Source organism: Pseudomonas sp. R37(2017) (assembly GCF_002113375.1).
Taxonomy (GTDB): Bacteria; Pseudomonadota; Gammaproteobacteria; order Pseudomonadales; family Pseudomonadaceae; genus Aquipseudomonas.
Window position 1 is genome coordinate 95146 of sequence record NZ_NEHO01000016.1, and the last position, 12854, is coordinate 107999.

A 12854-nucleotide genomic window follows, 5' to 3' on the forward strand; every position below is an offset into this window, starting at 1 on the left:
GCTCCCACATTCAACCGCATTCCCATGAAAAAATGCGGTCACCTGTGGGAGCGGGCTTGCTCGCGAAGGCGATCTATCAGACGCGGAAGGCTTGAACGGCCGTGTGCAGTCGCCCGCCCAGTACCAGCAGATTCTCCCCTTGCTCACGCCCTTCGCCAATGCGCAGCAAATTATCCCCGCCCAACTGATGAATCCGCTCGCTGTGATCACGAATCTCACTGACCGCGCCGCTTTGCTGGGCGGTGACATCGGCGATGCGTACCGCCGTGTCGGAAATGGTCTGGATCGCCCCGACGATCTTGTCCAGCGCGCCATCGGCGGCCTGGGCCTGGTTGGCCGTGGCCTCGGCGTGTTCGACCTGGGCGCGCATGCCTTCCACTGATTGCCGCGCGGCGGTCTGCAGCCCTGCGATCAGCGTCTGGATTTCTGCCGTGGCCCCGGCGGTACGTTGCGCCAGTGAGCGCACCTCTTCCGCCACCACCGCAAAGCCGCGCCCCATCTCCCCGGCCCGGGCCGCTTCGATGGCGGCGTTCAGGGCCAGCAGGTTGGTCTGGTCGGCAATCGAGCGGATCACCGTCAACACGCCGCCGATGGTCGCGGACTCTTCGGCCAGATGCTCGATCATTTGCGCATTGCCTTGCACTTCGCCCACCAGCGCATGCAGGCCGGTGAGGCTCAGGCCAATGACTTTCTGTCCGTGCTCCACGGCCAGGCCGGCGTGACGGCTGGCGTCGGCGGCCTGGCTGGCGTCACCGGCAACTTGTTGAATGGTCGCTTCCAGCTCGCTGAGAGAGTCGCGGATCAGTGCCGTATCGCCAGCCTGATGTTCGGCACCGCTGTGCAAGTCGTTGCTCAGGTCTGCCAGGGTGCGGCTGCTGCCGGCCACCTGCTCGGCGTTGCGGCGAATGGTCCCCACCAAGTCCACCAGATACGCGCGCAAACGGTTGAGCGACGCTTCTATGTCATGCAATTCGCGGTTGGTGTTGCCCAATTGAATGTCGCGGCTGAAGTCGCCTTCGGCCCAGGTCGACAAGGCTGGGGCGAGGTTGGTCAGGGTTCGCGCCAGTTTGCGCTGCAGGGTGTCGATCAGCAGGGCGATCAACAGAATCAGACCGATCATCACGCCTTGCATCAGCCGTACTTCACCCTGGATCTGCCCGTGCTGGGCGCGCACCACCGGTTCCAGCCCGGCAATGGCCTGTTGCACGTCGGCGATTTTCAAATGAGTCGCGTTGCTGAGGTCGGCGCGTTTGCGGATTTGATCACGGGTGCGCGAGAGTTCGGCCGGGTAGCGTGTGAGCAGGCTGTTGAGCTCGCGCTTGAGGCCGACGCCGGCATCTTCGGCGACGGTTTTTTCCTGGTTTTCAAGGCCCATCATCGAGGCGAAATCATCGGTGTTCGATTCGCTGCTGGTGGTCACGCCCAGCAAGGGCAGGGCATCGAGCTTTTCGGCCTGGGTGCGGATGTTTGTCACTTCGCGTTCAACGTCGGCGGCCAGCTCACTGCGGCCGCTGCTGACCAATTTGTCCCGGGCCAGGGACAACTTGCCCAGGTGCTGCGATGCGATGAGCAGCGGCGACAGATAGGCCGCATTACCGCTGGCGTATTGGCTGAGTTGATCGAGACTGGCGCCCAATTCGCGCTCGGCCTGCAGCAGCAAGGCCTGTGGATCGCCAGCCAGTTTGCCGGCGGCCAACAGGTCTGTGTTGCTGAATTCCTCAAGGGTCGACAGGCTGGGACGCAGAGTCTCGGCCAGGGCCGGTGGCAATTCGCCGAGTTCTTTTTGCAGGTTGGCGATGCCTTGGGCGGCACTGCTGAGGCGCAGTGCATCGCCGCTGCCCAGGTAATCCTCGATGCTGCGGACGACTTCATTCTGAAATTGCTGCGACAGGCCCAGATAGCGTTCCATTAACAGATAGGGGCGCTCGAGGGCTTTCTGCGACCACCACAGCGTAGCGCCGAGGGCCACGCACACGGCCACCAGAAGGAGGGTATTGAGATTGGTCAGCAGCTTCAGGCGCATTACGGACTACCAGCGGCAGAAATGGTAAGCGCCAAAAGTTATTGCGTTTCTGTTACAGGGTTATGACCGTATCGGTCGATTCCGATAAAAAAGTGGCACTTTGCTTTGATGTGCGTGCCGCTTGTACGCGATTGCGTCCGCCGCCCTTGGCACGATACAGCGCTTCGTCCGCCTGGCTGGCCATCATCAGGCTGTCGGAGCTTTCGCAAAGCTCAACCACCCCGGCGCTGAAGGTGCACCACAGATCCTGGGGTTGAGCAGGGTAGTGAATCTCGGCAAAACGCTGACGGATTTCATCGAGCACGTTGTAGGCCGCTTCGATATCGGTGTCCGGCATGACGATGGCGAATTCTTCGCCACCGTAGCGGCCGATGAAGTCGGTTTTGCGCAGGCGTTGCTTGAGAAACAGCGCCAGGCTCTTGATCACCCGATCGCCCATGGGGTGGCCGTGACTGTCATTGACCCGTTTGAAGTGGTCGATGTCGAGCATGGCAAAGCTCAGCGGCTTGTTCTCGCGACGGGCGCGGAACGAGCAGTCTTCGAGCAATTGCAGGATGTGCGTGTGGTTGTACAGGCCGGTGAGGCTGTCGCGGACCATCCGTGCCTTGAGGTTGCGGGCCCTCGCGGCGCGGTTGCGCACGGTGGTGATCAGGTGCCGGGGCTTGATCGGTTTGGTCAGGAAGTCATCGCCACCCTCGCTCATGGCGTCGAGCTGCTTGTCCAGGTCGTCTTCGGCCGACAGGTAAATGATCGGCACGCTGACATAGCGGTCGTTATGGCGGATTACCTTGGCCAGTTCCGTACCGGTGCAGGCCGGCATGTACATGTCCAGGATGATCAGGTCCGGCTGGAAATCCGCGAGTTCGGCCATGGCCTGGATCGGCTCGATCAACGTCCGGGTGACGATCCCGGCGCTGTTGAGCAGGCGCTCGGTGTGCAGGGCCTGGGCACGGGAGTCGTCGATGATCAGCACTTTATAGGGTTCGTACTGGGCAACGCAGGTCAGGACTTCGATTTTCTCCAGCAGGCTCGACGCTTCGAGGGTGCCGGTGAGAAATTCCTGGCCGCCGGCACGCACGGCAGCGAGGCGGGTCGGGGTGTCGGTTTCGTGCAGGCTGAAGAACAGCAGCGGCAGTTTGTGGTCGAGGCCTTCCTGGGCTTCGGCGGCCAGTTTCAGGCCGACGCCGGGGCCGCTGAAATCCACGTCCATGACGATCGCCGCCGGTAAACGCTCGACCATCGATGAGCGAAACGCGTCCACGCTGGCCAGGGACTGGGCGCTGAGCCCGAAGAATTCCAGCTGTTTGGCCAGGCGCTCGGCACGGTCGTGATCCTGCAGCACTACATAAATGGGTTTGCGCAGTGGCGGCAGGAAGGTTTGATCGAGTTGGTCGCCATGGCGCAGGCCGGTGCGTGACAGGCGCTGCATCAAACGATTGAGATCAGTGATCAGGCCGCTGCTCAGGCGCCCGCGATTGGCGTCGACCGCTTCCAGGGATTGACCGATATGGCGCGCCAGTTGCGTGTGTTCCGGCTGCTCGAAGCGCTCGGCGAAACGCAGCAGGCGCAGATTGGCCTCGCTCAGTTCAGAAAGGTCGCCGGTGGACCACTCACTGCGTTGCAGGCGCTGCCATATCTCAAGAATCTGACGAGCCTGATGAATTACCCGCTGGGCAAAGTGGTGCTTGAGGCGCTCGCGGCTGGGGTCTTCTGACTCGGTCATATCCTGACTACTAGTTAGGGTGCACACTGAGGTCGACTGGTGGCTCTATGCTAGCACCACTTTTCCATTACATGAGTGCTGTACGTCAATAATCTGCAATGCGGCCTCATTCAGTTCGTGACCGATCGGTCTGGTTCTGGCCTTTGAGTTCGCGGTGTGCGGAGGGCGAAGTGCTTTGATCAGGGCACTTGACGGGTATGGGGTGGCCATTGGCGAGTGGCTGGCATTGGGCCGCGCCTGAGTGTCCTGTCAATTGTGACCGGTCCTTTTTTTCAGGTTTCAGAGGGTCGGGGATTCCCTTAGGAGTCTCATCCAAACCATTAGGTGGTTTTCGAGGGCCGCCGCGTCATCGTATGGGCGGGAACACTTTTCATCGGCAAGGCCGGTAATTTCTCCCATCGGTGCGATGGCGGGTGCCGGGCCTGGGCACGTTGTTGTATGGTTGTCGTCGAACCGTTGAACTCAAGAGATTGAAAGGATATCGCCATGCTGGACTGGAAGAACCGCACAGACAGTGCGCCTGAACGTGCTGCTGAACCGAAGTCGGAGGCCCGCAGTTATCTGGGTGGTCTGTTGTTCAGCCGGGCGCTGGCCACCCTGCTGGGCATCTACCTGTTGGTGGCGAGTGTCCTGGGCTGGTACTGGAGCCAGGAGCCGGCGCTGTTCCCGGTCCAGCAGACCGCGCAGATGGCGGCGGAGAAAGAAGGCAAGCAGATGGTCGTTGGCTACACCACGGTGGAAACCCTCAAGACCGTCGCCGGCACCTTGCTGACCAAGCCGGGTGGCTATATTTCCAATGACCGGTTCCCGCCAGGCCTGTGGATGGACAACATGCCGAGCTGGGAATACGGCGTGCTGGTGCAGGTCCGCGACCTGAGCCGGGCACTGCGTAAAGACTTCGCCCGTTCACAGTCGCAGTCCGCCGAAGACGCCGATCTGGCCAAGGCTGAACCGCGTTTCAACTTCGACAACAAGAGCTGGGTGCTGCCGTCCAGTGAGTCCGAGTACCAGGAAGGCATCAATTCCCTGAGCCGCTACCAGGCGCGTCTGTCTGATCCGAACCAGAAGACCGCGCTGTTCTATGCTCGCGCCGACAACCTGAACAACTGGCTGGGTGACGTCGGCACCCGACTGGGTTCGCTGTCGCAACGGCTGTCGGCCAGTGTGGGCCGGGTCAAGCTCAATACTGCGCTGAAGACCGAGGTAGTGGCGCCGGGTGTGGCGCCTCAGGTCGACGAAGAAATCGTCGAGACCCCATGGCTGCAGATCGACAACGTGTTCTACGAAGCCCGCGGCCAGGCTTGGGCACTATCGCATTTGCTGCGTGCCATCGAAGTCGATTTCGCCGATGTGCTGGCCAAGAAGAACGCGACGGTCAGCGTGCGTCAGATCATTCGTGAGCTGGAAGCGTCGCAGGAGCCGGTGTGGAGCCCGATGATCCTCAATGGCAGTGGCTTCGGTGTGTGGGCCAACCACTCGTTGGTCATGGCCAATTACATTTCCCGGGCCAACGCTGCGGTGATCGATTTGCGTCAATTGCTCAATCAGGGCTGAGTCATGGTCGATAACGCCAGGGAGGCCGCGCACCGTGCGGCCTCCGATGCCGAACAGATCGCCTGGGTCGACGAGCAGGACAACCTGCTCGGCGCCCTGGTGCGCTCCGACTTGCGCGAGCGCGGGCTGATCGGGCGAGGCACCTACATTATGTTGTTCAACTCCGCGGGCGAGTTGTGCGTGCACCGTCGGACCCTGAGCAAGGCGATCTATCCGGGTTACTGGGACGTGGCGGCGGGCGGCATGGTCCTCGCCACCGAAACCTATGCCGAGTCGGCGGCCCGGGAACTGGAGGAGGAGTTGGGGGTGAGCGGTGTCGAGTTGACCGCCCATGATCACTTTTTCTTCGAAGACACCGGCAATCGCCTCTGGTGTTCGGCGTTCTCGGCGGTGTGGGACGGCCCATTGGTACTGCAACCGGAAGAGGTGCTGGAAGCGCGCTTTTTGCCTGTTGAAGAAGTACTGCGGGAAATCCGGCAGAAGCCCTATTGCCCGGACTCCCTGGCTGCGTTGAAACGCTATCTGCGTTCTCGCGGCGAAGACGTCGCAAAAGAGCTATAAATTGGCGCCGATTGGCTCTTAGCAATCGGCGTTTTTGCCGTTACACTGCGCGACCTTTTCAAGCTGTAACGGTATTGCCGTACCTGTAGGAGCGAGCACGCTCGCGATGGACCCGAGAGCACCGTTGGGTGTCAGGGCTCCAGCGTCATCGTTGACGACCATCGCGAGCATGCTCGCTCCTACAGGGAGCCAACCGTTTCAGTAGCGCTGCCCCTGCCTGAGTGGGGCTTCGCGGTCGATAGCCTTCCCAAGTGCTGCGACCAGTCTTTGTCCTCCGAAGAGGATTGCCGGTGGCCAAAAAAGCCGCATCCTTCGCCGCCCTGGGCGGCCTGGTATTTTCCACCGACGCAGGTCGTCATTGCCCGGAATGCAGTAAACCGGTGGACGACTGCATCTGCAAACAGACCGTTATCCCTGCCGGCGACGGCATCGCGCGCGTGCGTCGCGAAAGCAAGGGCCGTGGCGGCAAGACGGTGACCACCATCACTGGCGTGCCATTGGCTGAAGACGCGCTCAAGGAACTGGCCACGACGTTGAAGAAACGCTGTGGGACCGGTGGGGCGCTGAAAGACGGTGTCATCGAAATCCAGGGCGATCATGTCGAGCTACTCTTGGCAGAACTGATCAAGCTCGGTTTCAAAGCGAAGAAGTCCGGCGGCTAGCAGCCTCTGTGAAAACCACCCTCGGCTTGATCCGGTCCTGATGGCATTCAGGCCTGGCTTCGTCCACATGGTTTTCACAGAGCCTGTTCATGACCGGTTTCTAAACTCACTGCGGTCGGCGGGGTCTATTGCCTCGTTGACGAACCGTCATTTTCATTCTTTAGACTGCGCCGGCCTGAATCCAGGCGACGCACTATGACTTCTTTATAGGGGACTTCGATGTCCGTACGACGCACACGCAAAGACGATGGCAGCCAATGGACAGTTGCGGACAGCCGCAGTGTTTACGGGATTCGCCATTGGGGGGCCGGGTATTTCGCGATCAATGACGCCGGTCGCGTCGAAGTTCGTCCGAACGGTCCGAGCAGCTCGCCTATCGACCTGTTCGAGCAAGTCGACCAGCTGCGCAAAAGTGGCCTGTCCTTGCCGTTGCTGGTCCGTTTCCCGGACATTCTGCAAGACCGCGTGCGCCAGCTGACCGGCGCGTTCGACGCCAACATCGAGCGTCTGGAATACCAGAGCAAGTACACCGCGCTGTACCCGATCAAGGTGAACCAGCAGGAAGCGGTGATCGAGAACATCATCGCCACCCAGAACGTCTCCATCGGTCTGGAAGCCGGCTCCAAGCCTGAGCTGCTGGCGGTGCTGGCACTGGCGCCGAAGGGCGGCACCATTGTCTGCAACGGTTACAAGGACCGCGAGTTCATCCGCCTGGCGCTGATGGGCCAGAAGCTCGGTCACAATGTGTTCATCGTGATCGAGAAAGAATCCGAAGTCGGTCTGGTGATCGAAGAAGCCGCTTCGCTCAAGGTCAAGCCTCAGGTCGGCCTGCGCGTGCGCCTGTCGTCCCTGGCATCGAGCAAGTGGGCAGACACCGGCGGCGAGAAATCCAAGTTCGGCCTGTCGGCGGCGCAACTGTTGTCGGTGGTCGAGCGTTTCCGTGCGGCGGGCCTGGATCAGGGCATTCGCCTGCTGCATTTCCACATGGGGTCGCAGATTGCCAACCTGGCGGACTACCAGCACGGTTTCAAGGAAGCGATCCGTTACTACGGCGAGTTGCGCAACCTCGGCCTGCCGGTGGACCACATCGACGTCGGCGGTGGCCTGGGCGTGGACTACGACGGTACGCATTCGCGTAACGCCAGTTCGATCAACTACGACATGGACGACTACGCTGGCGTCGTGGTCGGGATGCTCAAGGAGTTCTGCGATGCGCAGAGCCTGCCGCACCCGAACATCTTCTCCGAAAGCGGCCGCTCCCTGACCGCGCACCACGCCATGCTGGTGGTGCAAGTGACCGACGTCGAGAAACACAACGACGACGTGCCACAGATCGAGAACAAGGAAGCGCTGCCGGAAACCGTGCAGTGGCTGGTGGACCTGTTGGGTCCGACCGACATCGAGATGGTCACCGAAACCTACTGGCGCGCCACGCACTACATGAGCGATGTCGCCGCCCAGTACGCCGACGGCAAATTGACCCTGGCCGAAAAAGCCCTGGCCGAGCAATGCTACTTCGCCGTGTGCCGTCGTCTGCACAACTCGCTGAAGGCGCGCCAGCGTTCCCACCGTCAGGTGCTGGACGAACTCAACGACAAGCTGGCCGACAAGTACATCTGCAACTTCTCGGTGTTCCAGAGCCTGCCGGACACCTGGGCCATCGACCAGGTCCTGCCGATCATCCCGCTGCACCGCCTGGACGAAGAGCCGCTGCGTCGTGCGGTACTGCAGGACCTGACCTGCGACTCCGACGGCAAGATCAACCAGTACGTCGACGAGCAGAGCATCGAAACCAGTTTGCCGGTGCACGCGCTGAACGAAGGTGAAGACTACTTGCTGGGTGTGTTCCTGGTCGGTGCCTACCAGGAAATTCTTGGCGACATGCACAACCTGTTCGGCGACACCGACTCGGTGAACATCTACCAGAATGCCGATGGCAGCGTGTACCACGCCGGTATCGAAACCCACGACACCATCGAAGACATGCTGCGTTATGTGCACTTGTCGCCGGAGGAACTGATGACTCACTACCGCGACAAGTGCGCCAGTGCCCGCATCAGCGCAACCGAGCGCACACAGTTCCTCGATGCCTTGCGACTGGGGCTGACCCGTTCGTCTTACCTGTCTTCCTGAGGCAGCGTCACGCCCATCGGGTTGTCTGAAATTTTTCCGTTTGCCGCGGAATTTTCAGATGACCTGGTGCGGCAATTCTCCTGTTCCATACGAAATTTCCCGCGTACTCGACTACTCAGGCATTTGGTCTTCTTTTCGCGTAGGCGATTTCCTAATCTGTATTTCGGCACTCTACTCGGCCATGTCTCTCAGCGAGAATCCCCGGCCGCCCCTCCTGTAGAGAAACGCCGATGTTCAATCCAGTCAGTGAACCGTCATTTCGTCTGGATGTTGCAGGTCTGCCCGGCTCCCTTGAGGTCCTGTCCTTTACCGGTAGAGAAGCCATCAGTGAGCCGTTCGTATTCGACCTGGAACTGCTGATCGATGACCCGCTGCTTGACCTTGCCAGTTTGCTGTACCGCCCGGCCTCGCTGCATTTCGGGCCAGCCGGAAGCCTCGTGCATGGACAGTTGCATGAACTCGTCCAGCGTGATCATGCCTCGGGACCTCGACTCTGCCAGGTGCGCCTGGGGCCAAAACTGGCTTGCCTGGCCCAACGCTTCAGCCAGCGAGTGTTCAGTGCCCGTTCAGTGCCGCAAATCCTCGACCAGGTGCTCAAGGAGCATGGTATTACCGGTAAAAATCGACGCCTGGAGCTGAGTGGCGACCACCCACCCCGGGATTTTTGCACGCAATATCGAGAGTCAGACCTGCAATTTCTCCAGCGACTTTGCGCCCAGGAACGGCTTCACTACTACTTCGAACACCGGTCCAGCGGACACTGCGTGGTATTCGGGGATGATCAACAGCATTTTCGAACCGACGAACCGGCGGAATTGCGCCACGAGGGTGATCGACCGGCGGTGCGGCAGTTCGAACGTCAGCGCTGCACGGTGACTGCGGCGCAGTGTGCCGAATGCCGGACAGACCTGGCGACGCTGCGCAGCGGTCGGCTGATGCCGCTGTCCGGTCATCCGATTGCCAATTGCAATCGACTCTGGCTGCTGACCCAAATTGAACATTGGGGCAGCCAGGATGCGGCGATGCCGTACCGCAATCAGGCCCGCGCCGTGCAATGGCCAGCGTCCTTCGAGCCGCCCCTCGCGACGGTCAAGCCACGGATGCATAGCCTGCAACGGGCGTGGGTCGTGGAGGTCGATGAACCGGGTCCCGACCTTGCAAGGCCGATACCGGTGCAGTTCGACTGGCTTTATCAGGGCGAAGGGGCGGCACCCAGTCACTGTTGGCTGCCATTGGCCGGCCCCTTGCAGGCCGAGACGCTCTCGCCATTGTGCGAAGGAACCGAGCTGGTGGTGAGTTTTATCGACGGCGATCCCGACCAGCCGCAGATCTGCGGGGTGCTGCATGCACCGACACCGGTCGAGGTGACAGGGGCTGCCGGGCCCCAGCCCGTCTGCACGAGTGACGATGGCCTGGAGCAATGGTTACGGTCGTCGGAGCCATTACTGATGCTGTGCCTGCTGCCTGGCGGTGGCAGTTTCAACCATTGTGCACAGGCGTTGTGTACCTGTCGTCTGGCGACACGGCTGGGCCAGAGCTCTGGAGCATGATCGTCACGTGCACGCCCGAGGCACCCCCGCAGTGGTTGTTGCTGGATGTGCCGGGCTCGCCGCAGGCGGGTGTCACACTTCGGCAGCTGTTTGCGCAGGCCAGCCGGTCCTGGCTGTTCGAAAGTACGCAGTGGCATGCGCTGCATGAGCAGGGACCGCTCCTGGTCGATCTGCGTACCTGCCCGGCACTCGCCGATTTATGCATCGTCGATGGACAACGCTGGCCCGGATTGCTGATAGGTAGCGAGGCCAGCGCTTCGTCGTTGCTGGCGCATTTACGACGCATGCTCACAGTTACGCTTGGCCTGCACCGGGCCCTTTTGAGCTACTACAACCCGATCACCGCCAGCTATTTTTTCGATGCCTGCGATCCCGCTGAGTTGAGTCGCTGGCTAGGGCCTGTCCAGCAGTTGCGCTGGTTCGGCGGCAGTTGGGGCGACCGTGCGATGGGATGTGAAGGCTGGCAACGCTTGTCCAACCCGGGACTGGTGGTCAGACCGTTGGCAGTAGAGGAGAGCCTGAGCACCAGGCAAAAGGAGAAGCTGCAAACCTGCCTGCTCGAGCAATATGCCTGGCGCTGGAGCCGATCCACCGGTGCCGATTTTTCCCGCCTGTGGACCCATGTGCAGGAGGGGCTGGCGCTGGGGTTCAGCGAACGCCCGGTGCTCGATGGCTGGATATGGCTTCGCTTGCAGTATCCCGACGCCGTCCCCGTTCAGCCGCTGCCGGGACGGACTCAACAGGAGCGGCTCGATAGCCTGCGAAGCCAGTGGCAGAACGACCGACCCTGGCCGTGAGGTCGAAACAGTCCGTTCAGTGAGTGCTGCCAGCGAACCAGCCATCGTGACGGCGCAGGCGCCAGGCGATCACGCCGAGGGTCAGGCTGCGCAGCAGCATGAACAACAAAAAGGTCATCCACAGGCCATGGTTGCCCCAGCCTTGCAGTGCCCAGCCGAATGGCAACACCAGCGCCACGGTCAGCAGCATGCCATTGCGCATTTCCCTGGCCCGGGTGGCGCCGATGAACAGGCCGTCGAGCAGGTAACTCCAGACGGCGATCAGCGGCAAGACGGCGAGGTAGGGAAGGTAGATGAACGCGGTATCGCGCACACTTTGAATGTCGGTCTGCATCTCGATGAACAAGTGCCCGGCGAACAGAAACAGCGCGGCGAAACCCAGGCTTGCCAGCAACGACCAACCGCCAGCCACCACCAATGAACGGCGCAGGGCACCGCGATCACGAGCGCCGAGGGCATGCCCGCACAGGGCTTCGACGGCGTGGGCCAGGCCGTCCAGTGCGTGGGCGGTCAGTAGCAGGCCATTGAGCAAAAGGGCATTGGCTGCGACTGTGGCGTCGCCCAGCCGCGTGCCTTGTACCGTGATCAGGAAAAACACCGATTGCAGCGCCAGGCTGCGGATGAAGATGTCGCGGTTGACCGCCAGCAGTGGCCGCCAACTCTGCCACAGCGCCAATGCCGCCCAGACGATATGCCCGGGATAGGCGCGCAGGGCTTTGCGGGTCATCAGCAAGCCGATCAGGGCCCCCGTCCATTCGGCAATCACCGAGGCCCGGGCCGCACCGACCACGCCCCATTCCAGTCCGAGGACGAACCACAGGTTCAGGGCAATGTTGACCAGGTTGGTGCTCAGCAAAATCGCCAGCGGCGCCCGGGCGTTCTGGGTGCCGAGGAACCAGCCGACCAAGGCATAGCTGGCCAGCGCTGCGGGGAGTCCGAACAGACGGGTGTGGAAAAACTCGCGGGTCAGTTGATCGAGCTCCGCCGACGGTTGCATGAAGTGCAACGCCACCCCGCTCAACGGCACGCCCGCCGCCCCCAACACCACGGCCAGGCCGATGGCGAGCAACAGGCCTTGCAACAGAATCTGCCGTAAGGCCGCGCCATCGCCACGCCCTGCAGCCTGGGCGGCGAACCCGGTGGAGCCCATGCGCAGAAAACCCATGGCCCAGGCGAGGAAGGTATACAGGCTGGCCCCGACCGCGACGGCGCCGAGTTGATGGGCATGGGGCAGGTGGCCGATGACGGTGCTGTCGACCAGGGCCACCAGCGGTACGGAAAGGTTCGAGAGAATCATCGGCGCGGCGAGCGCCCAGACCCGGCGATGGGTAGGGCGGTCGCGCCAGTCGGCGGTCAGGTTGGACATGCAGGCTCCTTGGGGGAGCCGGCATTGTAGCGGCACATTTGAAATCTTCCGCGATCCATTGTGGGGTCAGTGGATGATCCAGCTGAGCAACCAAAGCCCCAGCATCAACCAGATGATCCCCATGATGAACGACGCATTGAGAAAGGCGCGGATCGCCGACCACAACAGGATCAGTCCGAGGATCAAGGTCATGATGCTGACGACCGAGGTATCCATGCCCAGCGCCTGGGACAAGCCTTCGACAAAGTTGCTGCTGGCGTTGCTCAACAGGTTGAACAGCCCACTGAGGCCGTCAACGATAAAGCGGATGATCGAGCCGAGTACCTGGCCGAGCCATTCGGAAAAACCTTCTACCTGCATGGAGTGGCGTCCTGATCAAAGAGAATCGAATCTTGGGCTGTCGAGTTCCCACAAGCATAGAGCGTTGCACCATACCCACAATAAACAATGCCGACCGCCCAATCTTGTCACTTGCCTTCACCCGT

General features: G+C 61.4%; 10 protein-coding genes. 6 read left to right on the forward strand and 4 right to left on the reverse strand.

The window, feature by feature from the left end:
• Window positions 1–76: 76 nt before the first annotated feature.
• Together CAG47_RS22210 and gcbA are read right to left on the reverse strand one after the other, a co-directional pair.
• Window positions 77–2023, reverse strand: coding sequence for a methyl-accepting chemotaxis protein (locus tag CAG47_RS22210; protein ID WP_085727430.1), 1947 nt, complete (start codon window positions 2021–2023; stop codon window positions 77–79).
• A gap of 52 nt (window positions 2024–2075) precedes the next feature.
• On the reverse strand, window positions 2076–3746 hold the full coding sequence (gcbA, locus tag CAG47_RS22215) for a diguanylate cyclase GcbA (protein ID WP_085727432.1): 1671 nt from the start codon (window positions 3744–3746) through the stop codon (window positions 2076–2078).
• 486 nt (window positions 3747–4232) lie between these two features.
• On the opposite strand from gcbA, the gene CAG47_RS22220 reads away from it, so the two are divergent.
• The 6 genes from CAG47_RS22220 (at window position 4233) to CAG47_RS22245 (ending at window position 11003) form a co-directional block, all read left to right on the forward strand.
• Complete coding sequence (locus CAG47_RS22220; RefSeq protein WP_085727434.1) at window positions 4233–5300, forward strand: DUF2333 family protein; 1068 nt, start codon at window positions 4233–4235, stop codon at window positions 5298–5300.
• Window positions 5301–5303: 3 nt separating this feature from the next.
• Window positions 5304–5861: an NUDIX hydrolase gene (locus CAG47_RS22225; RefSeq protein ID WP_085727437.1), complete on the forward strand. Its 558-nt coding sequence runs from the start codon at window positions 5304–5306 to the stop codon at window positions 5859–5861.
• Window positions 5862–6151: 290 nt separating this feature from the next.
• The gene (locus CAG47_RS22230; protein WP_085727439.1) at window positions 6152–6523 is read left to right on the forward strand and encodes a translation initiation factor Sui1; all 372 of its coding nucleotides are present in this window, start codon (window positions 6152–6154) and stop codon (window positions 6521–6523) included.
• Window positions 6524–6742: 219 nt separating this feature from the next.
• Window positions 6743–8656: an arginine decarboxylase gene (gene speA / locus CAG47_RS22235; protein WP_085727441.1), complete on the forward strand. Its 1914-nt coding sequence runs from the start codon at window positions 6743–6745 to the stop codon at window positions 8654–8656.
• A 230-nt stretch (window positions 8657–8886) separates the two neighbouring features.
• Window positions 8887–10206, forward strand: coding sequence for a contractile injection system protein, VgrG/Pvc8 family (locus CAG47_RS22240; RefSeq protein ID WP_085727443.1), 1320 nt, complete (start codon window positions 8887–8889; stop codon window positions 10204–10206).
• Window positions 10203–11003 (forward strand): DUF4123 domain-containing protein, encoded by an 801-nt coding sequence (locus CAG47_RS22245; RefSeq protein ID WP_085727445.1) that lies wholly within the window; start codon window positions 10203–10205, stop codon window positions 11001–11003. Before CAG47_RS22240 ends, CAG47_RS22245 begins: the two co-directional genes overlap by 4 nt.
• A 16-nt stretch (window positions 11004–11019) precedes the next feature.
• On the opposite strand, the gene CAG47_RS22250 is transcribed toward CAG47_RS22245, so the two are convergent.
• Both CAG47_RS22250 and CAG47_RS22255 read right to left on the reverse strand, forming a co-directional pair.
• Window positions 11020–12369 (reverse strand): MATE family efflux transporter, encoded by a 1350-nt coding sequence (locus CAG47_RS22250; protein WP_085727447.1) that lies wholly within the window; start codon window positions 12367–12369, stop codon window positions 11020–11022.
• 66 nt (window positions 12370–12435) lie between these two features.
• The gene (locus CAG47_RS22255) at window positions 12436–12729 is read right to left on the reverse strand and encodes a hypothetical protein (protein WP_085727449.1); all 294 of its coding nucleotides are present in this window, start codon (window positions 12727–12729) and stop codon (window positions 12436–12438) included.
• Between the last annotated feature and the right edge of the window lie 125 nt (window positions 12730–12854).